This window comes from Streptomyces canus 299MFChir4.1 (assembly GCF_000383615.1).
Lineage (GTDB): Bacteria > Actinomycetota > Actinomycetes > Streptomycetales > Streptomycetaceae > Streptomyces > Streptomyces canus_C.
The window spans coordinates 166,356-185,706 of sequence record NZ_KB911595.1 but is presented as its reverse complement, the minus strand read 5'-3'; the positions used below and the strand labels follow the sequence as shown (position 1 = coordinate 185,706).

Here is a 19,351-nt window from a genome sequence, read left to right as displayed (position 1 = left end):
AGAATGCGGTGTGCTCCAGCAACTGTTCAGTCCCTCCGTCCAGCACACGCTCGACCTCGTCGGCATCTTCGTGTTCGCCATCTCCGGCGCGCTGCTGGCCGTCCGCAAGAACTTCGACGTCTTCGGCATCGCCGTCCTCGCCGAGGTCACCGCGCTGGGCGGAGGGCTGTTCCGGGACCTGATCATCGGCGCGGTACCGCCCGCCGCCTTCACGGATCTCGGCTACTTCATCACCCCGCTGCTCGCCGCCCTCCTGGTCTTCTTCCTGCACCCGCACGTGGAGCGCATCCAGGTCGGCGTGAACGTCTTCGACGCGGCCGGCCTCGGCCTGTTCTGCGTCGCCGGGACGACCAAGGCGTACGAGTACGGGCTCGGCCTCACCCAGTCCGCGACCCTCGGTCTCGCCACCGCCGTCGGCGGCGGTGTGCTCAGGGACGTGCTCGCCAACGAGGTGCCCTCACTGCTGCGCTGGGACCGCGACCTGTACGCGGTCCCGGCGATCGTCGGCGCCACCATGGTCGTCCTGTGCATCCGCTACGACGCCCTCAGTCCGTTCACCAGCGGGCTCGCGGCCCTCACCGCCTTCGTACTGCGCCTGCTCGCGATGCGGTTCCACTGGCGAGCTCCGCGGGCCTGGAACCGCCGGTCGACCGTGCGTGAGGAGTAGCGCCCGCCCGGCCGTGCAGCAGCCCCATCTCCTCGGTCAGCCAGCGGAACGCCGGAACCACCTGCGGCTTCCACAGCGCCATGTTGTGGCCGCCCGCGCTCTTCGGGATGCAGACGACGTGCACGGTCGTCGGCGCCTTCGCGACCTGTTCCAGGCCCATGGCCGCCTCGTAGCCGTCGCCCGGCTGACCGGACTGGTAGAGCGCGATCGCGGGCGGGGTGCGGGCCTCGCGCAGCAGCAGGTACGGGTTGTTGGCGCGGCGCAGGGCGGGGGTCTCGGCGGCCAGCGAGTTGCGTTCGCCGATCGGGTCGTTGTAGCCGGACATGCTGACCGCGGCCCGGTAGCGGTCGGGGTGCGCGACGGCGAGCTTGGTCGCGCAGTGGCCGCCCGCCGAGTACCCGGCCGCGGCCCAGCCCGCCGGACCGGACTGGGCGCGGAAGTTGTCCGTGACCATCTTCGGCACGTCGACGCTGAGCCAGGTGTCGGCGTCGACCGTGCCCGTGATGTTGGCGCACCCGGTGTCGACCCCGGCCAGCAGGTTCATGCGCGGGGCGACCAGGATGAACGGCGCCACCTTGCCGTCCCGCATCAGCGGCCGGAGCTGGTTGACCGCGTGCAGTGACCCGAACCAGGCCTTCGCCGAGCCGGGATAGCCCGAGAGCAGCTCCACCACGGGGAACGTGTGGTGCCGGTAGGCGGGCTCGCCGTACTGCGGCGGCAGCCAGACGTAGACCTCGGCGTTCACACCCGAGACCCGGCCCTTGAGCTGGGTCACCCGCACGCCCTTCATGCCGGGTCCGGAGGCGTTGGTGAAGTGCTGCCTCACCTTGGGCAACCGCTTCAGCGAGATGCCGCCGGTGCCGTCGGCGCCCAGGTTCGCGGCCTGCTGGACGTGGTTGCCGGTGCCGAGCAGGTCGGCCCAGTTGTCGTAGAGGCTGTTCTGGTTGTTGACCAGCACGAAGACGAGAGCGACGGCCGTGCCCTGGGCGAACAGCACCATCAGTACGCGGGCGGCGGCGCGTGCGATCCGGGGCCCCCGCAACCGCGACCACAGGGCCAGCGGCAGCACGACGGCGACGACGGACAGCACGATCAGGGTGTAGAGGAACGTGGTCCCGGTGAGGCTCATGTCCCTGTAGAGGAGGTTGCCGGGTGCGGGGTTTACGGGCGAGTACGGACGCTTACCGAGAAATAGCGCGGGTCTCACCTGGGACGAATGACCGACCCCCGGGAGGAAAGCTACCGCTTAGTAGTTAGTTGTTGTACCGTTCAGGCATGCCAGAAGCAGCCTCCGCCACGCGCGCGACGATCGGCGACAGCGAGTTCGACAGGGACACCGCGGCCGCCCGCCGCGCCCCTGGCGTCTACGACATCGACCTCTCCGCGGGCTGGACGATCATCAGCGCCGTCAACGGTGGCTACCTCCTGGCCGTCCTGGGCCGCGCCCTCGCGGACGCCCTGCCGCACACCGACCCGTTCACGATCTCCGCGCACTACCTGACCGCGTCCCAGCCCGGACCGGCGGTGATCCGCACGGACGTCGTCCGCACCGGCCGCACCCTCTCCACCGGCCAGGCCTCGCTCTTCCAGTACGACGACGAGGGCAAGGAGGTCGAGCGCATCCGCGCCCTCGCCTCCTACGGCGACCTCGACTCCCTCCCCGACGACGTCCGTACGTCGGCGAAGCCGCCCGTGTTCCCGCCGATGGACCAGTGCTTCGGTCCCGAGGACGGGCCCGTCCCCGTCGACGGCAGCTCCGCCATCACCGACCGGCTGATGCTCAAGCTGGACCCGTCGACCCTGGGCTGGGCCCTCGGCGCGCCCTCCGGCAAGGGCGAGATGCGGTCCTGGTTCGGGCTCGCCGACGGCCGGGACGCCGACCCCTTCTCGCTGCTGCTCGCGGTGGATGCGCTCCCGCCCACGGCCTTCGGGATCGGCCTCAAGGGCTGGGTGCCCACGGTCGAACTCACCGTCCACGTCCGCTGCCGCCCCGCCCCCGGCCCCCTGCGCGTCGCCATCAGCACCCGCAACCTCGCCGGCGGCTTCCTGGAGGAGGACGCCGAGGTCTGGGACAGCGCGGACAGGTTGGTGGCACAGTCGCGTCAACTCGCCAGGGTCAGGTTGTCCTGACCCACCCGGGGGCGCGGGGCTGCTTCGGCATGCGGCTCCGCCGCGGGGCGCGTCACGCGAGATCCTGTCCCCGTGAAGTCCGACCGTCTCCTGTCGATCCTGCTGCTTCTGCAGACCCGGGGCCGGGTGCCCGCGCATGAACTCGCCGCCCGGCTCGAGGTGTCCGTGCGGACCATCTACCGGGACGTGGAGGCCCTGTCCGCCTCCGGGGTGCCCGTGTACGCCGAGCGCGGGCGACACGGCGGCATCGAACTCCTCGCCGGATTCCGCACGGACGTCACCGGCCTGACCGCCGACGAGTCCCGCGCCCTGTTCATCCTGGCCGCCCAGGGCGCCCACGCGGCCCTCGGCCTGGACTCCGCCCTCGGCTCGGCGCTGCGCAAGGTGATGGCCGCACTGCCCGCCCCGCACCGCCCGGCGGCCGAGGCCACCTCCCGCCGCGTCCTGGTCGACGCCACCCGCTGGAAGGGCGGGCCGCAGCGGTCCGTGGACCTGGCGGCCCTCCAGGACGCCGTCTTCGCCGACCGCCGGCTGCGGCTGCGGTACCGGCACAGCGGGGAGCGCGAGACACGGACGTACACCGTGGACCCGTACGGTCTCGTCGCCAAGGCGGGTGTCTGGTACCTGGTCGCCGACCGGCGGGGCCTCCCGCGGCTGTTCCGGGCCGACCGGGTGCGCTCCGCGGCCGTGCTGGACGAACCCGTCAGGCGTCGGCCCGGTGTCGAACTCGCCGAGGTCTGGGAGGTGTTGCGCCGCCAGGTCGAGGAACGCCCCGGCGGCATCGACGTCACCGTCCGGGTCCGACGCGACCGACTCGACCTGTTCGTACGGCTGATGGCCCCGTATCTGACCGAACTCCCCGAGGGCGACGGCGAGGACGCGTGGGTGACGGCCCGGCTCTCGCTCGGCGTGGTCGGTGAGGCCCGTCAACTCCTGCAGTTCTCCGACCGCGTGGAGGTCCTCTCGCCGCCCGAGGTACGCGAGGAGGTGGCCCGCGCGGCCGCCTCTGTCACGGACCTGTACCAGCGGGTGGGTGAGCGGTCCGTACAGAACCCCAGCTCGCAGGAGCTGCTTTAGCCGCGCTTTGCCTCCCGCACAGGCGGGGGACAGGCCGGCCCCACCGAAGGCTCAGGGGCCGTTGCGACAGTTCCCGACCTCAGGACTTCCTCATCCTCTCCGGAGCTGTCTCTCATGAAGCGTGTGCGTCTCCTCCCCGCCGTGGCCCTGCTGGCGCTCTCGCCCCTCGCCCTGGTGGCCTGCGGCTCGGGCGACTCGTCGTCGTCCTCGAACAGCGGCACCTCGGGCGGGCAGAACTGTCAGGCCCCCACCGGCAACGCGTCCGGCATGCCCAGCGGTGCCCCCTCGGGCGCCCCCATCGGAAACGCCACCGCCCGGCCGTCGGGCGCGCCCAGCGGCACCCCCTCCGGCATGCCGAGCGGCGGGCCCGGCGGCGGCATGGGCGGCTGCGGCGGTCCCGGCGGCGGCGCGGGCGGCGCGGCCCCGAGCGGCTCGCCCAGCGGTGCGCCGAGCGCGGCGGCGACGAAGAGCTGACATGGTGCAGGACGCCGTACGGCAGGGGCGGTACTCCGGGTGAGCGGGGGTGCCGCCCTCCTGTGCGGTGACTAATCCAGCCAGTGCTGGCGGCCGATGCTGATCAGCCGCATCTGACGCTCCGCCACCTGGCAGACCCGGTCCCGTTCCTCCGGGGTCGCCTCCAGGGCCTCCAGGAACAGGGAAGCCGTGATCAGCATCTGGTCGACGTAGAGGTTGGCCAGCATCAGCAGGTCGTCCTCGCTCCAGCCGCCGGACACCGGGTCCTTGGCCAGCTCGTCCCTCACCTCCTGCCCGAACCGGGCCAGTTGCTCCCGGATGGCCTCCCGGACCGGCTGGACTCCGCCATGTCGTTCGCGGGCGATAAACCGGACGTGGGCGGGGTACGCGTCTACATGGCCGGCGATCAACTCGATGGCGCGCTTGATGCGTTGGCCGTGGTCGTCGGCCGTGGACACCGTCGTCCGGATCATCGGGTGCAGGCTGCCCAACGCCTCCTCGACGAGGGCCGTACCGAGATCCGCGGTGGAGCGGAAGTGCCGGTAGAAGGCGGTCGGCGCGATGCCGACGGCACGCGTGACCTCGCGCAGGCCCAGGCTGCTCAAGCTCTGTTCCTCCAGCAGTCCCAGGGCCGCGTCCAGGAGCGCCTGCCGGGTCTTCTGCTTCTGTGCCTGCCGGAGGCCGAGGGTGTGACTCATGTCATCCAGTTAACAACTGTTCTCTGTGATTGGAAAGCCGGACAGGCGCTAGACTCTAGAGTCAGTGAACAAGTGTAACTACAACTGTTCACCCAAACGTAACGACCGCCGAATCGGAGGGGGATCCGTCCCATGCTGTTCCTCGTCGCCGCACTCATGCTCCTCGGCGTCGTCCTGGGCACCGTCGCCCACGCGCCGCTCACCTTCACCGCCGTCGCCGCCGTCGTGATCGCCGCCTGGCTGGGCATCTTCGCGCTCCGCGAGCGCCACGCCCGCCGCCGCACCTCGGCCCACTGACCCCCGCCACGCCGTCCCCAGGAGCACTGATCACCATGCAGCTCACCGCGCAGGCCACCCGACAGACCGGTGCCCGTGACGCCGACGGCATGGCCGTGGCGTCCTTCATCCTCGGCCTCGTCGGCCTTCTCGTCCTCAACGTCTTCCTCGGCCCGATCGCCATCGTCCTGGCCTCGGTGGCCCTGTGGCGCGGCACCGCCCGCCGCGGCCGTGCCTACCTGGGCCTCGGCCTCGGAGTGGCCGACCTGCTGGTCCTGGTGGCCTTCATGCAGCTGGACAACACGCCGTCCTGGAGCTTCTGAGCCCGTCGGCGGCGGCCGGTCCTGGCCTGAGGGTGCTCACCCGCGACCCGTAGAATCGGCGTCACCATGGCATACCTCGACCACGCCGCGACCACCCCGATGCTCCCCGAGGCGGTCGAGGCACTCACCGCGCACCTCGGCGCCACCGGCAACGCCTCTTCCCTCCACGCCTCCGGCCGCAGGGCCCGCCGTACGGTCGAGGAATCCCGCGAGACCCTCGCGGAGGCACTCGGCGCCCGGCCCAGCGAGATCGTCCTCACCTCCGGCGGCACGGAGGCCGACAACCTCGCCGTGAAGGGCCTGTACTGGTCCCGGCGCGACGCGGACCCCGCAAGGACGCGGGTCCTCGCCAGCCCCGTCGAACACCACGCCGTCCTCGACGCCGTCCACTGGCTCGGCGAACACGAGGGCGCCACCGTCGAGTACCTCCCCGTCGACAAGCACGGCCGGGTCCACCCCGAGGCCCTGCGCGAGGCCATCGCCCGGAATCCCGACGACGTCGCCCTCGCCACGGTCATGTGGGCCAACAACGAGATCGGCACGGTCCTGCCGGTCCGCGAACTCGCCGAGGTCAGCGGCGAGTTCGGCGTCCCGCTGCACGCCGACGCGGTTCAGGCCTTCGGTCAGGTCCCCGTCGACTTCGCCGCCTCCGGCCTCGCCGCGATGGCGGTGTCGGGCCACAAGATCGGCGGCCCGTACGGCATCGGCGCGCTCGTGCTCGGCCGGGAGTGGACCCCCGTCCCCGTCCTGCACGGCGGCGGTCAGGAGCGCCACGTCCGCTCCGGCACCCTCGACGTCCCCGCCATCGCCTCCTTCGCGGTCGCCGGCCGCCTCGCCGCCGAACAGCGCGAGTGGTTCGAGGCCGAGATCGGCGCCCTGCGCGACTCCCTGGTCGAGGCGGTCCGTACGGCGGTCCCGGACGCGATCCTCGGCGGCGACCCGGCGCCAGGAGGGCGGCTCCCGGCCAACGCCCACTTCACCTTCCCCGGCTGCGAGGGCGACTCCCTGCTCCTGCTCCTGGACGCGCAGGGCATCGAGTGCTCCACCGGCTCCGCCTGCACCGCGGGCGTCGCCCAGCCCAGCCACGTCCTGCTGGCCACCGGCACCGACCCCGACCTGGCCCGCGGCACCCTGCGCTTCTCCCTCGGCCACACCTCCACCGAGGCGGACGTCGAGGCGGTCGCGAAGGCCATCGGCCCGGCGGTGGAACGCGCCCGCGCGGCGGGGCTGACGTGACGCTCCCGAGGCGGGGTGCGTGAGGGAACCGAGGGCTCACACCTGCGTGAGGGCCCGCCTGGCCTGCCGCACCGACTTCATGTACCGGTCCCAGTCCCAGTGCTTGCCCGGGTCGGTGTGGTCCGTCCCCGGCACCTCCACATGGCCGATGATGTGCTCGCGGTCGACGGGGATGGCGTACCGCGCGCATATCCGGGCCGTGAGCCGCGCCGAGGCCGCGTACATCGCGTCCGTGAAGTCCTCGGGCCGGTCGACGAAGCCCTCGTGCTCGATGCCCACACTGCGTTCGTTGTAGGCGCGGTTGCCCGCGTGGTACGCCACGTCCAGCTCGCGGATCATCTGCGTGATGTACCCGTCCTTGCGGACGACGTAGTGCGCGGCCGCCCCGTGGCCCGGGTCCTGGAACACCTTCACCGCGCTCGCGAAACTGCCCTGGGTGACATGGATGACCACCATGTCTATGCCGTAGTCGTCGGGCCGGTCCGCGCGCCGCCAGTTCGCGTCGGAGGCCGCCACCCACTGCGCGCCGCCGAAGTCGACCGCGCCCTCGACCCGCGGCTTCTCCACTCCCGGAGCCCGCCACCACAGCCGCGCCAGCTCGTCGCGGGCCAGCACCGCCGTGCCCACGGCGGCCGCCGCCCCGCCGATGAGCAGGGCCCGCCGGCCGATGCGCCGGTCGGCGTCCCCGGAACCCTCTGTCGCCCCCATGTGGTCGTCAACGGATACCCGGCCGCCCCGGTTCCCGCGTCCCCGTACTCTTGAAGGGTTATGACTGACACCACGCAGCGCCCTCTTCGCGTTCTCGCCGCCATGTCCGGAGGAGTGGACTCCGCCGTCGCCGCCGCCCGTGCCGCCGAAGCCGGCCACGACGTGACCGGCGTCCACCTCGCGCTCTCCGCGAACCCTCAATCGTTCCGCACGGGCGCGCGTGGCTGTTGCACCATCGAGGACTCGCGCGACGCCCGCCGGGCCGCCGACGTCATCGGCATCCCGTTCTACGTCTGGGACCTCGCCGATCGCTTCCGCGAGGACGTCGTCGAGGACTTCGTCGCCGAGTACGAGGCCGGCCGCACCCCGAACCCCTGCCTGCGCTGCAACGAGAAGATCAAGTTCGCCGCGCTGCTCGACAAGGCGCTCGCGCTGGGCTTCGACGCGGTGTGCACGGGCCACTACGCGAAGGTCGTCACGCTCGCGGACGGCTCCCGGGAGCTGCACCGCGCCTCCGACATGGCGAAGGACCAGTCGTACGTCCTCGGCGTCCTGGACGAGAAGCAGCTGGCGCACGCCCTGTTCCCGCTCGGCGACACGGTCACCACCAAGGACGAGATCCGCGCCGAGGCCGAGCGCCGGGGCCTCGCGGTCGCCAAGAAGCCCGACTCGCACGACATCTGCTTCATCGCCGACGGTGACACCCAGGGCTTCCTCGCCTCGCGCCTCGGCCGGGCGGAGGGCGACATCGTCGACGAGTCGGGCGCGAAGGTCGGCACCCACGAGGGCGCGTACGGCTTCACCATCGGCCAGCGCAAGGGGCTGCGCATCGGCACCCCGGCCGCCGACGGCAAGCCGCGCTATGTCCTCGACATCTCTCCGGTGAACAACACGGTGACCGTCGGCCCGGCCGCCGCCCTGGACGTGACCGCCCTCAGCGCGATCAAGCCCCGCTGGTGCGGTGCGGCCCCGGTCGGCCCCGGCACCTACACCGCCCAGCTCCGCGCCCACGGCGGCGAGACCGAGGTCACCGCGGAGCTGGTGGACGGCGCGTTGCAGGTGTCGTTCGCGGAGCCCGTCCGCGGGGTGGCCCCGGGCCAGGCGATCGTGCTGTACGACGACACGCGCGTGGTGGGCTCGGCGACGATCGCGTCCACGGTGCGGGTGGCGGCGGGCGTGGCCTGACCCGTCCGGCGAGCATGCGCGCGCCCTGCGCTGCGTGACGCCACCACGCGCGCGTACTGGGGACAGGTAAGTCCCGCCACGCGCGCGTGCCCGATCGTCAGCCCGCGAAGAACTCCGTCAAAACCGGCCCCAGGGCGGTCGGGTCGACCATGTGGGTCTGGCCCTCCAGGACACGGTACGAGCCCTTCGGGGCCGCCTCCGCGACCGCCCTGGTGCCCTCACGCATCCACTCGGGGCTCGCGCCGCCCGCGACCGCCAGCACCGGGACCGTGATCGCGGCCAGCCGGTCCCGGGGGACCAGGCCGCCGGCCATGACCGCGTTGTCGTAGGCGAGCGTCGGGGCGACCGCCTCCATGCCGGGCCACATGGGGGACTGGCGGGCGCCCTGGATCATCTCCTCGCCCATGCCGGTGAGCCGCAGGAACAGTTCCACCGCGTCCCCGCGCCGCCCCTCGGCGAGCGCCGCGTCGAGGCTTCGGGTGTACTCGGCGTTCCCCTCGGCGCCGCCGTCGAGGAAGTCCGCGAACGGTGTCTCGTACACGGCGACCCGCCGGACCGGCAGCCCGCTCGCCGCGGCCTCCAGGACCAGCGCACCGCCGGACGAGATGCCGCACAGGCTCGCCTCGCCGCCCGCCGTCTCGATGAGCGCGGCGAGGTCGTCGACCTCACGGGCCACCGCGTAGGGGGCCGTGTCGCCGCTCGCACCGCGGCCCCGGCGGTCGTACACGAGCACGTCGAACCGCTCGGCCAGCGGCACCGCCAGGGGCGCGACCGTACCGCCCGTGGACATCGCGCCGCTGACGAGGATGACCGCCGGGCCCTGCCCGGTGCGTTCGTACGCGATCGGAGTGCCGTCGCGCGAGAGGGTCTTCTTGTCCATGTCTGTGGAGACTGCCGTACGACGGCGAAGTCATCGGTCAGGACACGTCGACCTCGTAGAAACAGAGGTGGTCCTTGATCTCGGCGACGGCGGGCTTCGGCTCGGGATAGGACCACACCAGGTCCGGCGCGTCCGGCAGCGACCAGTAGGACGCGGTGCCCTTGAACGGGCAGTAGGTGTGGGTGTCGGAAGGGGTCAGCAGGTCGAGTCGTACGTCCTCGGCGGGGAGGTAGTACCGCGGCGGACAGCCCGTCTCGCGCAGCACGAGGGCCCGTTCGCTCTCCGCCAGAATCTGGTCGCCGTGCGCCACGCGCACGTGCCGGTCGACTTGCTCGATGGTGATCGTGTGTCCTTCGGTCATACCGGAGAAGCACTCGCGGGCCCCCGGTTCTTCCCGCGTACGGTGACCTCATGCGAATCTGCGTCTTCCTCTCCGCCGCCGACCTCGACGACCGCTACACGCGCCCCGCGCGGGAGTTCGCGAAGCTGCTGGGCAAGGGCGGGCACACCCTGGTGTGGGGCGGTTCGGACGTGGGCCTGATGAAGGTCGTCGCGGACGGAGTGCAGGAGGCGGGCGGGCGGCTCGTCGGGGTCTCGGTGGAGTTCCTGGCCGCCAAGGTGCGGCCGGGCGTCGACGAGATGGTGATCACGAAGGACCTCGCCGAACGCAAGAGGCTGCTCCTGGAGAAGGCCGACGCCGTGGTGATCATGGTGGGCGGCACGGGCACCCTCGACGAGGCGACCGAGATCCTGGAGCTGAAGAAGCACGGGCACACCGAGAAGCCGGTCGTCCTGCTGAACACGGCGGGTTTCTACGACGGGCTCAAGGAGCAGTTCCGGCGCATGGAGGACGAGGGCTTCCTGCCCCGCCCGCTCACCGACCTGGTGTTCTTCGCTGAGGAGCCGGTGGGGGCGCTGGCGTACCTGGAGGAGTCGCTCGGTACCCGCTGACGCCGTGATGCGAGCATGGCGGCATGGCGACACATGTGATCACCGGAGCGGGCTCCGGCATCGGCGCGGCGGTGGCACGGCGGCTGCACGCGCGCGGGGACGAACTCGTGCTGCACGCGCGTGACGCGGGCCGCGCGAAGGAGCTGGCGGCCCAGTTCCCCGGGGCGCGGACCCTGGTCGGGGACCTGGCCGACCCCGACAAGCTGAGCTGGGCCTTCTCGCACCAGACGCTGCCGGACCAAGTGGACTCCCTGCTGCACATCGCCGGCGTGGTCGACCTCGGCCCGGTCGGCGACCTGACCCCGAAGGCCTGGCGCCACCAGCTGAACGTCAACCTGATCGCTCCGGCCGAGCTGACCCGCCACTTCCTGCCGCAACTGCGGGCGGCCCGGGGCCAGGTGGTGTTCGTGAACTCGGGCGCGGGTCTGAACGCGCACGCCGACTGGTCCGCGTACGCCGCCTCCAAGCACGGCCTCAAGGCTCTGGCGGACTCCCTGCGCCACGAGGAGCACGCGAACGGCATCCGGGTCACCTCGGTCTACCCCGGCCGCACGGCGAGCCCCATGCAGGCCAAGGTCCATCAGCAGGAGGGCAAGGAGTACGACCCCTCGCGGTGGATCGACCCCGAGTCGGTCGCGACGGCGATCCTGACGGCGATCGACCTCCCGCGCGACGCGGAGATCAACGACCTGACGGTCAGGCCCGGTCGCTGACGGCTGCGGTGGGGGCGAGATCCACGCGAGAACCGGGGGCGAGATCCACGCGAGAACCGGGGCGCGGTCCACGCGGGTCACCTACGTAGGCTTCGTACGTGACCGCAGACTTCAGCTTCGCCCCCGCCACCGGCATCGGCTCCCTCCCCGGCGGCGACGCCCGAGAGGCCGCCAGGACCGCCACCGGCTCCTTCGAGGACTTCCCGTTCCTGCCCGAGCTGCCCGCCCGCGGCCCCGGCGCCGACATGATCGGCCGCACCGCGGGAATGCTCGTCGAGCTGTACGCGCGCGTGGAACCCAGCGGATGGCGGATCGGGGACCGGCCGGGCCGGGACACCAAGCGGGCGCGGTCCTGGCTGGGGGAGGACCTCGACGCGCTGGAGGAGTTCACCCAGGGGTACGAGGGCCAGGTGAAGGTGCAGGCCGTCGGGCCCTGGACGCTCGCCGCCGCCCTGGAACTGAGGAACGGCGAGGTCGCCCTCTCCGACCCCGGCGCCTGCCGGGACCTCGCCGCCTCGCTCGCGGAGGGGCTGCGGCTGCACCTGGAGGACGTCCGGAACCGGGTCCCCGGTGCGCGGATCGTGCTTCAGCTCGACGAGCCCTCCCTCATCGCCGTGCTGCGCGGGCATGTCAGGTCCGCCAGCGGCTACCGGACCCACCGGGCCCTGGACCGGCAGCTCGTCGAGGCCACCCTGCGCGAAGTCGTCGGGGTTCACGCGGACGGCCCCGTCGTGGTCCACTCGTGCGCACCGGACGTCCCCTTCGCCCTGCTGCGGAGGGCGGGTGCGGCGGCGGTCTCCTTCGACTTCTCGCTCCTCACCGAGCGTGACGACGACGCGATCGGCGAGGCGGTGGAAGGGGGCACGAGGCTCTTCGCCGGTGTCGTGCCTGGCACGGACACCGCATTGTCAGACCCTGCCGGTAGCGTCATGGGTGTCAGGACGCTGTGGCGCAGGCTGGGGCTGCATCCGGGACTTCTCGCGGAGGCGGTCACGGTCACTCCGTCGTGCGGACTCGCGGGGGCCTCCCCCGAGTACGCGCGCAAGGCTCTCGCCCACTGCGCCCAGGCGGCGAGATCCCTCGCGGACAACCCAGAGTAACGGGAGGACAACACGGTGGCCGGCGACAAGCAAGCGGAGACGACGGTGCCCTCGGAGGCACGGGAGAAGCACGCGCAGCTCGCTGAGCAGATCGAGGAGCACCGCTTCCGGTACTACGTGAACGACGCGCCGGTCATCAGCGACGCTGACTTCGACAAGCTCCTGCGCTCCCTCGAATCCCTTGAGGAGGAGTACCCCGAGCTGCGCACCCCCGACTCACCGACCCAGAAGGTGGCGGGGGCGTACGAGACCGAGTTCACCTCCGTCCAGCACCGCTCCCGCATGCTCTCCCTGGACAACGCCTTCAGCGACGAGGAGCTGGCGGCCTGGGCGGAGCGGGTGGCCAAGGATGTCGGCACCACCGACTACCACCTGCTGTGCGAGCTCAAGGTCGACGGCCTCGCCGTCAACCTCACGTACGAGCACGGCCGCCTCACCCGCGCGGCCACCCGCGGCGACGGCCGCACCGGCGAGGACATCACGCCCAACGTCCGCACGATCGCCGAGATCCCGGACCGTCTCACCGGCGACAAGGTCCCCGACCTCGTGGAGATCCGCGGCGAGGTCTACTTCCCGATGGAGAAGTTCGAGGAGCTCAACGCCCGTCTGGTCGAGGCCGGCGACAAACCCTTCGCCAACCCGCGCAACGCGGCGGCCGGTTCCCTGCGCCAGAAGGACCCGCGCGTCACCGCCACCCGCCCGCTCCACATGGTCGTGCACGGCATCGGCGTCCTGGAGGGCTTCGAGGGCATGACCCGGCTCTCCCAGGGCTACGATCTCCTCAAGTCCTGGGGCCTGCCCACCGCCAAGCACAACAAGGTGGTCGACGGCCTCGACGGCGTCCGCGAGTTCATCGCCTACTTCGGCGAGAACCGCCACTCCGTGGAGCACGAGATCGACGGGGCCGTCGTCAAGCTCGACGAGATCCCCCTCCAGGGACGCCTCGGCTCCACCTCCCGCGCCCCGCGCTGGGCGATCGCGTACAAGTACGCGCCCGAGGAGGTCAACACCAAGCTCATCAACATCCGCGTGGGCGTGGGCCGTACGGGCCGGGTCACGCCGTACGCCCAGGTCGAGCCGGTGACGGTGGCCGGCTCCGAGGTCGAGTTCGCCACCCTGCACAACCAGGACGTCGTCAAGCTGAAGGGCGTCCTCATCGGCGACACCGTGGTGCTGCGCAAGGCCGGTGACGTCATCCCGGAGATCCTCGGCCCGGTGGTGGACCTGCGGGACGGCAGCGAGCGCGAGTTCGTGATGCCGAGCGAGTGCCCCGAGTGCGGCACCGCGCTCAGGCCCATGAAGGAGGGCGACGTCGATCTGCGCTGCCCCAACGCCCGCACCTGCCCCGCCCAGTTGCGCGAGCGCCTGTTCTATCTCGCGGGCCGCAAGTCGCTGGACATCGAGCACTTCGGATATGTCGCCGCCGCCGCGCTCACCCGGCCGCTGGAGCCCTCGGAACCGCCGCTGACCGACGAGGGCGACCTGTTCGACCTCACCATCGAGCAGCTGCTGCCCATCAAGGCGTACGTGCTCGACCAGGACAGCGGTCTGCCCAAGCGCGACCCGAAGACCGGCGAGGAGAAGGTCGCCACCGTCTTCGCCAACCAGCAGGGCGAGCCCAAGAAGAACGCCCTCGCCATGCTGGAGAACATCGCCTCTGCCAAGGAGCGCCCGCTCGCCCGCGTCCTGACCGGCCTGTCCATCCGCCACGTGGGCCCGGTCGCCGCCGAGGCGCTGGCGCGCAACTTCCGCTCGATCGACCGCATCGAGCAGGCGAGCGAGGAGGAGCTGGCGAACACCGACGGTGTCGGCTCCATCATCGCGAAGTCCCTGAAGGAGTGGTTCGCTAAGGACTGGCACCAGGAGATCCTGCGCAAGTGGAAGGCCGCGGGCGTGCGGATGGAGGAGGAGGGCTCGGGGGAGGACGAGGGCCCGCGTCCCCTCGAAGGGCTCACCGTCGTCGTCACCGGCACCCTGGAGCGCTTCACCCGGGACGGGGCCAAAGAGGCGCTGCAGTCCAGGGGGGCGAAAGTGACCGGTTCGGTTTCGAAGAAGACGTCTTTCGTCGTCGTGGGTGACAATCCTGGGTCGAAATATGACAGGGCGATGCAACTCAAGGTGCCTGTTCTGAACGAGGACGGCTTCGACGTCCTGCTGAACCAGGGCCCCGAAGCGGCCGCCGATGTGGCGCTTCCCACGGAGGAGTAGCGAGGAGCCGCGGTTGAAGGCCACCCGATCGGCGCATACCAGATGCATACGGGTGGCCGGGGCGCATTCGGGCAACCGTCGACGACCGCTGCCCGTGGAAGCCTTCTGCGGCCTACTGTTGAGATGTGCGCCTGCCGTGCCCAGCTGCGGTCGGGGCATCCCCTTGCTCCTCATGAGCCGGGGGAAGGGTTTCCAACGCGGCGCCGTCGAAGGTTTTGTCGGGCGAACGAGCCGCGTGGCGTGGGCACCGCCGGCTGTGAGAGGGACGGGAATGGAACCGACCGAGAGCGCCGCCCCGGACTCACGGCTGCGCCGGCTCACCGGCGCCTTGCGGGCGAGCCGGTGGGCCGGGCGGCCTTCGGAGCATCCGGGCGCGGAGGGCCGCGCCGCCGGACCGTACGCGGCCGGACAGTACAGCGCGGCCGGCGGCCCCGGCGCCGCACAGCTCACCGCCGAGCGCGCCCCCGGTGTGCCGGACCACGAGACCGAGCGGCACCTGTCCTGGCCCGCACTGCCCACGACGGTCGTCGCGGCGGCCGGATTCGTGCTGGGTGCGGGCTTCTACCGGGCCTTCACCGGCGGCCACGCGCTCTTCCCGTCCGGCACCGTCGGCTGGTCGCTGGCCGTGCTGACCGGTGTCATCGTCGGCCATCTGGTCGCCCTCGGCCGGGCCCGCTGGTGGGGCGGCACCGGCTCGGGCGCCGCCCTGACCCTCGCCGTCCTGCTGCTGTACGGCTGGGTGTCCGCCGGCATGGTCAGCCTCACCGTCGTGCTGCTGGTCGGCATAGCCAGGCGCCACCGCTGGCGGCAGGGCATCCTGCACGGCGCGGTGGACATCCTCGGCATAGCCGCCGGCGCCCTGGTCCTCGCCGCGTTCGGCCAGTCGCCCTCCGTCGAGACCCCCTGGAACCCCGACACCTGGACCTTCTACACCGGTCCCGAGGTGGTCATGGTCGCCGTGGCCTATCTCGCGGTCACCCGGGCCCTGGGCTGGTATCTGCACTCCTCCGGCCACGCCGGACTGCCCACCGTGGCCCGCACCGCCCTGGTCAGACAGGGCCTGGTCGCGGTCGCGCTGCTCGGCATCGCCCCGCTGGTCTGCGTGGTCGCCACCGCCAAGCCGGTGCTGCTCCCGCTGTTCTCGATCCCCCTCATCGCCCTCGACTCCACCCTGTGGATGGCCCGGGCCCGCGCCGAGGAGCAACTGCGTGACCCGCTGACCGGACTGCCCAACCGGCAGTGGCTCCTGGAGCGTATCTGGAGCGCCCTGGACGACGCCGAGCGCATCGATGCCCGGGCCGCCCTCATGCTCATCGACCTCGACCGTTTCCGCTCGGTCAACGACACCCTGGGCCACCTCGCCGGTGACCGGCTGCTCCTCCAGATCGCCGACCGGCTGCGGCTCGCGCTGCCGCGCGGGGCGGAGGCGGCGCGGCTCGGCGGCGACGAGTTCGCCGTCTTACTGCCGATAGCGGACTCCACGACCTCCGCGACCCGGGTCGCCCGCAACCTGGTCGCGGCCCTCAGCTCCCCGCTCGACCTCGACGGGCTCACCCTCGTCCTGGAGGCCAGTGCCGGGGTCGCCGTCTTCCCCGACCACGCCGTGGACGCCGAGGGGCTGCTGCGGCGGGCGGACGTGGCGATGTACCAGGCCAAGCGGGACCGTACGGGCGTAGAGGTCTACGAGTCCAAGCGGGACTCCAACACCCCCGACCGGCTCGGCCTCCTGGGCGATCTGCGCCGGGCCCTGGACGCGCACGAGGTGCAGCTGCACTACCAGCCCAAGGTGCGCTTCGACGGACAGGTCGCCGGCCTGGAGGCCCTGGTGCGCTGGGTGCACCCGGAGCGCGGGAAGGTGCCGCCGGACGAGTTCATCGCGATCGCCGAGTCGTCCGGGCTGATGCCCCACCTCACCGAGTACGTCCTCGACACGGCCCTCGCCCAGGTCGCCGAGTGGCGGGCGCAGGGGCTGTACGTCCCGGTGGCGGTCAACGTCTCCCCGCGTGACGTGCACACCCCGGGCTTCGCCGGCTCGGTGGCCGCGCGCCTCGCCCGGCACGGCGTTCCCGCGGGCGCCCTTCAGCTGGAGATCACCGAACACGTCCTCCTGGAGGACCCCTCTCGGGCCGCGGACACCCTCGCCGCTCTGACCGGGCACGGCGTGAAGATGTCGCTGGACGACTTCGGCACCGGTTACTCCTCCCTGGTCCACCTCCGCCGCCTCCCCGTCAGCGAACTGAAGATCGACCGCTCCTTCGTGGCCAAGCTGGCCGTCGACACCGAGGACGCGGAGATCGTCCGCTGCACGGTGGACCTGGCCCACTCCCTGGGACTCCTGGTCGTGGCGGAAGGCGTGGAGGACGACGAGACCTGGGAGCGGCTGCGCGACATGGGCTGCGACGCCGTACAGGGCTGGCTGGTGGCGGCGGCGATGCCGCCGGAGGAGACCACGGCGTGGCTGCTGGCGCGCGGATCGCGGGGCTGGCAGCGGCCCAGGGCGGCGCTTCCGGCGGCGGAGTGACCTGTCCAGGCATCCCTTGGTGCGGTATCCGGGATCCTTTGGTGCGGTATGGGGAGCACCCGTTGCGGTCGGCTGCTCGAAACCGTTTAACGGCCATCCGGCCGGGACCCATAGGATTGGCCCCAAACCACACACACTCACCCCAGAGGATCGCTGCATGCCTGGCATCACGCGCGAGGAGGTCGCCCACCTCGCCCGGCTGGCGCGTCTGGAGCTGAAGCCCGAAGAGCTCGAGCACTTCGCGGGACAGCTGGACGACATCATCGGCGCGGTCGCACGCGTCAGTGAGGTCGCCGACCAAGACGTACCGCCGACCTCGCACCCGCTCCCGCTGACGAACGTCATGCGGGCGGACGAGGTCCGTCCGTCGCTCACCCCCGAGCAGGCGCTCTCCGGCGCCCCGGCCCAGGAGCAGCAGCGTTTCAAGGTGCCGCAGATCCTGGGGGAGGACTAACCGCCATGACGGACAACGTCACCATCATCAAGCTCACCGCCGCCGAGACCGCCGAGAAGATCGCTTCCGGTGAGCTCACGGCCGTGCAGGTCACCGAGGCCCACCTGGCCCGGATCGAGGCCGTCGACGAGAAGGTGCACGCCTTCCTGCACGTCGACCGCGAGGGCGCGCTCGCGCAGGCGCGCGCCGTCGACGAGAAGCGGGAGCGGGGCGAGAAGCTCGGCCCGCTCGCCGGCGTCCCGCTCGCGCTGAAGGACATCTTCACCACCGAGGGCATCCCGACGACCGTCGGCTCGAAGATCCTCGAAGGCTGGATCCCGCCGTACGACGCGACGCTGACCAAGCGGCTGAAGGCCGCCGACGTGGTCATCCTCGGCAAGACCAACATGGACGAGTTCGCCATGGGGTCCTCCACCGAGAACAGCGCCTACGGCCCGACCGGCAACCCCTGGGACCTCACCCGCATTCCCGGCGGCTCCGGCGGCGGTTCCTCCGCCGCGCTGGCCGCGCACATGGCACCCCTGGCCATCGGCACCGACACCGGCGGCTCCATCCGCCAGCCGGCCGCCGTCACCGGCACGGTCGGCGTCAAGCCGACGTACGGGGCGGTCTCCCGCTACGGCATGGTCGCGTTCTCCAGCTCCCTCGACCAGGGCGGCCCCTGCGCCCGTACGGTCCTGGACGCGGCGCTGCTGCACGAGGTGATCGCCGGGCACGACCCGCTGGACTCCACGTCGATCGACGCCCCGGTCCCGGCGGTCGTCGAGGCCGCCCGCAACGGCAGCGTCGCCGGCATGCGCGTCGGTGTCGTCAAGCAGTTCCGCGGCGAGGGCTACCAGGCCGGCGTCATCCAGCGCTTCGACGAGTCGGTCGCGCTCCTCAAGGAGCTGGGCGCCGAGATCGTCGAGCTGGACTGCCCGTCCTTCGACCTGGCGCTCTCCGCGTACTACCTGATCGCGCCCTCCGAGTGCTCCTCCAACCTCGCCCGCTTCGACGGCCTGCGCTACGGCCGGCGGATCGGCGACGACGGCACGCACTCCGCCGAGGAGGTCACCTCGCTGACCCGCGCGGAGGGCTTCGGCCCCGAGGTCAAGCGCCGGATCATGCTCGGCACGTACGCCCTGTCGAGCGGCTACTACGACGCCTACTACGGGTCCGCGCAGAAGGTCCGCACGCTCATCACGCGCGACTTCGAGAAGGCCTTCGAGCAGGTCGACGTGATCGTCTCCCCGACGACCCCGACCACCGCCTTCCCGATCGGCGAGCGCGCCGACGACCCGATGGCCATGTACCTGGCCGACCTGTGCACCATCCCGACCAACCTCGCGGGCAACGCGGCCATGTCGCTGCCGTGCGGCCTCGCCCCGGAGGACAACCTCCCGGTCGGTCTGCAGATCATCGCCCCGGCCCTGAAGGACGACCGGCTCTACAAGGTCGGCGCCGCCGTCGAGGCCGCCTTCGTGGAAAGGTGGGGCCACCCGCTCCTGGAGGAGGCACCGTCGCTGTGAGCAAGCTGACCAAGGCGAAGGACTTCAAGAAGTCCAAGTCCGGCACGTACCTGTCCATCGCCACCACGGCGTTCGGCGCCATCGGTGTCGCCAAGCGGCTCAGGAAGGCGCGCGCCGAGAGCGACACGCTGGTGCTGATCGACGCCACCGTGTCCGCCGTCGCCGTCGTCACCGGCCTCGCCATCCTGTACCGCGAACTGAAGCGGCTGGGCGACGACGACGTCCTGCTGGGCTGAGAGGGA

At 71.7% G+C, this 19,351-nt stretch carries 21 protein-coding genes; 16 read left to right on the top strand and 5 right to left on the bottom strand.

The genetic code is table 11. The features are described from left to right. Nucleotides 1-10 precede the first annotated feature (10 nt). On the top strand, nt 11-667 hold the full coding sequence (locus H293_RS0127730) for a trimeric intracellular cation channel family protein (RefSeq protein ID WP_020121087.1): 657 nt from the start codon (nt 11-13) through the stop codon (nt 665-667). Here the strand turns inward: H293_RS0127730 and H293_RS0127725 are convergent. Then, the gene (locus tag H293_RS0127725; RefSeq protein ID WP_020121086.1) at nt 576-1,796 is read right to left on the bottom strand and encodes an alpha/beta hydrolase; all 1,221 of its coding nucleotides are present in this window, start codon (nt 1,794-1,796) and stop codon (nt 576-578) included. The genes H293_RS0127730 and H293_RS0127725 overlap by 92 nt on opposite strands. Before the next feature lie 146 nt (nt 1,797-1,942). Between H293_RS0127725 and H293_RS0127720 the strand changes: the two genes are divergently transcribed. From H293_RS0127720 to H293_RS0127710, 3 genes are all read left to right on the top strand, one after another. Next, complete coding sequence (locus tag H293_RS0127720; protein WP_028808249.1) at nt 1,943-2,797, top strand: thioesterase family protein; 855 nt, start codon at nt 1,943-1,945, stop codon at nt 2,795-2,797. A gap of 72 nt (nt 2,798-2,869) precedes the next feature. Next, a complete protein-coding gene (locus tag H293_RS0127715; protein ID WP_020121084.1) occupies nt 2,870-3,874 on the top strand; it encodes a helix-turn-helix transcriptional regulator in 1,005 nt (334 codons plus the stop codon). A 114-nt stretch (nt 3,875-3,988) separates the two neighbouring features. Continuing rightward, entirely contained in the window at nt 3,989-4,348 is a 360-nt protein-coding gene (locus H293_RS0127710) for a hypothetical protein (RefSeq protein WP_020121083.1), read from the top strand. A gap of 71 nt (nt 4,349-4,419) precedes the next feature. Here the strand turns inward: H293_RS0127710 and H293_RS0127705 are convergent, their stop codons facing one another. Further along, nucleotides 4,420-5,046, bottom strand: a complete 627-nt coding sequence (locus tag H293_RS0127705) for a TetR family transcriptional regulator (protein ID WP_020121082.1) — start codon at nt 5,044-5,046, stop codon at nt 4,420-4,422. A gap of 132 nt (nt 5,047-5,178) precedes the next feature. On the opposite strand from H293_RS0127705, the gene H293_RS59280 reads away from it, so the two are divergent. The 3 genes from H293_RS59280 to H293_RS0127690 all read left to right on the top strand — a co-directional run bounded on the left by H293_RS59280 (nt 5,179) and on the right by H293_RS0127690 (nt 6,881). Then, the gene (locus H293_RS59280) at nt 5,179-5,343 is read left to right on the top strand and encodes a hypothetical protein (protein ID WP_007384847.1); all 165 of its coding nucleotides are present in this window, start codon (nt 5,179-5,181) and stop codon (nt 5,341-5,343) included. Between the two features lie 35 nt (nt 5,344-5,378). Further along, complete coding sequence (locus H293_RS0127695; RefSeq protein ID WP_020121081.1) at nt 5,379-5,645, top strand: hypothetical protein; 267 nt, start codon at nt 5,379-5,381, stop codon at nt 5,643-5,645. Between the two features lie 66 nt (nt 5,646-5,711). Continuing rightward, nucleotides 5,712-6,881, top strand: a complete 1,170-nt coding sequence (locus H293_RS0127690; RefSeq protein WP_020121080.1) for a cysteine desulfurase family protein — start codon at nt 5,712-5,714, stop codon at nt 6,879-6,881. 36 nt (nt 6,882-6,917) lie between these two features. Here the strand turns inward: H293_RS0127690 and H293_RS0127685 are convergent, their stop codons facing one another. Continuing rightward, nucleotides 6,918-7,589, bottom strand: coding sequence for an N-acetylmuramoyl-L-alanine amidase (locus H293_RS0127685; protein WP_020121079.1), 672 nt, complete (start codon nt 7,587-7,589; stop codon nt 6,918-6,920). 60 nt (nt 7,590-7,649) lie between these two features. Between H293_RS0127685 and mnmA the strand changes: the two genes are divergently transcribed. Continuing rightward, complete coding sequence (gene mnmA / locus H293_RS0127680; RefSeq protein ID WP_028808248.1) at nt 7,650-8,774, top strand: tRNA 2-thiouridine(34) synthase MnmA; 1,125 nt, start codon at nt 7,650-7,652, stop codon at nt 8,772-8,774. 97 nt (nt 8,775-8,871) lie between these two features. Here the strand turns inward: mnmA and H293_RS0127675 are convergent, their stop codons facing one another. Both H293_RS0127675 and H293_RS0127670 read right to left on the bottom strand, forming a co-directional pair. Beyond that, complete coding sequence (locus H293_RS0127675; protein ID WP_020121077.1) at nt 8,872-9,654, bottom strand: alpha/beta fold hydrolase; 783 nt, start codon at nt 9,652-9,654, stop codon at nt 8,872-8,874. 37 nt (nt 9,655-9,691) lie between these two features. After that, nucleotides 9,692-10,015, bottom strand: a complete 324-nt coding sequence (locus H293_RS0127670; RefSeq protein WP_020121076.1) for a DUF427 domain-containing protein — start codon at nt 10,013-10,015, stop codon at nt 9,692-9,694. Between the two features lie 50 nt (nt 10,016-10,065). Between H293_RS0127670 and H293_RS0127665 the strand changes: the two genes are divergently transcribed. The 8 genes from H293_RS0127665 to H293_RS0127630 all read left to right on the top strand — a co-directional run bounded on the left by H293_RS0127665 (nt 10,066) and on the right by H293_RS0127630 (nt 19,345). Beyond that, nucleotides 10,066-10,605 carry an LOG family protein gene (locus H293_RS0127665; RefSeq protein ID WP_020121075.1) on the top strand — a complete coding sequence of 180 codons (540 nt, stop codon included), beginning with the start codon at nt 10,066-10,068 and terminating at the stop codon, nt 10,603-10,605. A gap of 23 nt (nt 10,606-10,628) precedes the next feature. After that, entirely contained in the window at nt 10,629-11,318 is a 690-nt protein-coding gene (locus H293_RS0127660; protein ID WP_020121074.1) for an SDR family oxidoreductase, read from the top strand. Between the two features lie 98 nt (nt 11,319-11,416). Next, nucleotides 11,417-12,418: a methionine synthase gene (locus H293_RS0127655; protein ID WP_020121073.1), complete on the top strand. Its 1,002-nt coding sequence runs from the start codon at nt 11,417-11,419 to the stop codon at nt 12,416-12,418. 15 nt (nt 12,419-12,433) lie between these two features. Continuing rightward, complete coding sequence (gene ligA, locus H293_RS0127650) at nt 12,434-14,626, top strand: NAD-dependent DNA ligase LigA (RefSeq protein ID WP_020121072.1); 2,193 nt, start codon at nt 12,434-12,436, stop codon at nt 14,624-14,626. A 271-nt stretch (nt 14,627-14,897) separates the two neighbouring features. Next, nucleotides 14,898-17,147: a putative bifunctional diguanylate cyclase/phosphodiesterase gene (locus H293_RS0127645; RefSeq protein WP_020121071.1), complete on the top strand. Its 2,250-nt coding sequence runs from the start codon at nt 14,898-14,900 to the stop codon at nt 17,145-17,147. A 157-nt stretch (nt 17,148-17,304) separates the two neighbouring features. Next, nucleotides 17,305-17,601 (top strand): Asp-tRNA(Asn)/Glu-tRNA(Gln) amidotransferase subunit GatC, encoded by a 297-nt coding sequence (gatC, locus tag H293_RS0127640; RefSeq protein ID WP_007384860.1) that lies wholly within the window; start codon nt 17,305-17,307, stop codon nt 17,599-17,601. A gap of 5 nt (nt 17,602-17,606) precedes the next feature. Continuing rightward, a complete protein-coding gene (gene gatA / locus H293_RS0127635; protein ID WP_020121070.1) occupies nt 17,607-19,109 on the top strand; it encodes an Asp-tRNA(Asn)/Glu-tRNA(Gln) amidotransferase subunit GatA in 1,503 nt (500 codons plus the stop codon). Then, entirely contained in the window at nt 19,106-19,345 is a 240-nt protein-coding gene (locus H293_RS0127630) for a hypothetical protein (RefSeq protein ID WP_020121069.1), read from the top strand. Before gatA ends, H293_RS0127630 begins: the two co-directional genes overlap by 4 nt. The last annotated feature ends 6 nt before the right edge of the window (nt 19,346-19,351 follow it).

Excerpts from the sequence above, each read along its gene's own strand:
- H293_RS0127685 (WP_020121079.1), bottom strand. The coding sequence starts at position 7,589 with ATGGGGGCGACAGAGGGTTCCGGGGACGCCGACCGGCGCATCGGCCGG.
- H293_RS0127670 (WP_020121076.1), bottom strand. The coding sequence starts at position 10,015 with ATGACCGAAGGACACACGATCACCATCGAGCAAGTCGACCGGCACGTG.
- mnmA (WP_028808248.1), top strand. The coding sequence starts at position 7,650 with ATGACTGACACCACGCAGCGCCCTCTTCGCGTTCTCGCCGCCATGTCC.
- H293_RS0127695 (WP_020121081.1), top strand. The coding sequence starts at position 5,379 with ATGCAGCTCACCGCGCAGGCCACCCGACAGACCGGTGCCCGTGACGCC.
- gatA (WP_020121070.1), top strand. The coding sequence starts at position 17,607 with ATGACGGACAACGTCACCATCATCAAGCTCACCGCCGCCGAGACCGCC.
- H293_RS0127710 (WP_020121083.1), top strand. The coding sequence starts at position 3,989 with ATGAAGCGTGTGCGTCTCCTCCCCGCCGTGGCCCTGCTGGCGCTCTCG.
- H293_RS0127725 (WP_020121086.1), bottom strand. The coding sequence starts at position 1,796 with ATGAGCCTCACCGGGACCACGTTCCTCTACACCCTGATCGTGCTGTCC.
- gatC (WP_007384860.1), top strand. The coding sequence starts at position 17,305 with ATGCCTGGCATCACGCGCGAGGAGGTCGCCCACCTCGCCCGGCTGGCG.
- H293_RS0127705 (WP_020121082.1), bottom strand. The coding sequence starts at position 5,046 with ATGAGTCACACCCTCGGCCTCCGGCAGGCACAGAAGCAGAAGACCCGG.
- H293_RS0127665 (WP_020121075.1), top strand. The coding sequence starts at position 10,066 with ATGCGAATCTGCGTCTTCCTCTCCGCCGCCGACCTCGACGACCGCTAC.
- H293_RS0127660 (WP_020121074.1), top strand. The coding sequence starts at position 10,629 with ATGGCGACACATGTGATCACCGGAGCGGGCTCCGGCATCGGCGCGGCG.
- H293_RS0127720 (WP_028808249.1), top strand. The coding sequence starts at position 1,943 with ATGCCAGAAGCAGCCTCCGCCACGCGCGCGACGATCGGCGACAGCGAG.
- H293_RS59280 (WP_007384847.1), top strand. The coding sequence starts at position 5,179 with ATGCTGTTCCTCGTCGCCGCACTCATGCTCCTCGGCGTCGTCCTGGGC.
- H293_RS0127645 (WP_020121071.1), top strand. The coding sequence starts at position 14,898 with ATGGAACCGACCGAGAGCGCCGCCCCGGACTCACGGCTGCGCCGGCTC.
- H293_RS0127675 (WP_020121077.1), bottom strand. The coding sequence starts at position 9,654 with ATGGACAAGAAGACCCTCTCGCGCGACGGCACTCCGATCGCGTACGAA.
- H293_RS0127690 (WP_020121080.1), top strand. The coding sequence starts at position 5,712 with ATGGCATACCTCGACCACGCCGCGACCACCCCGATGCTCCCCGAGGCG.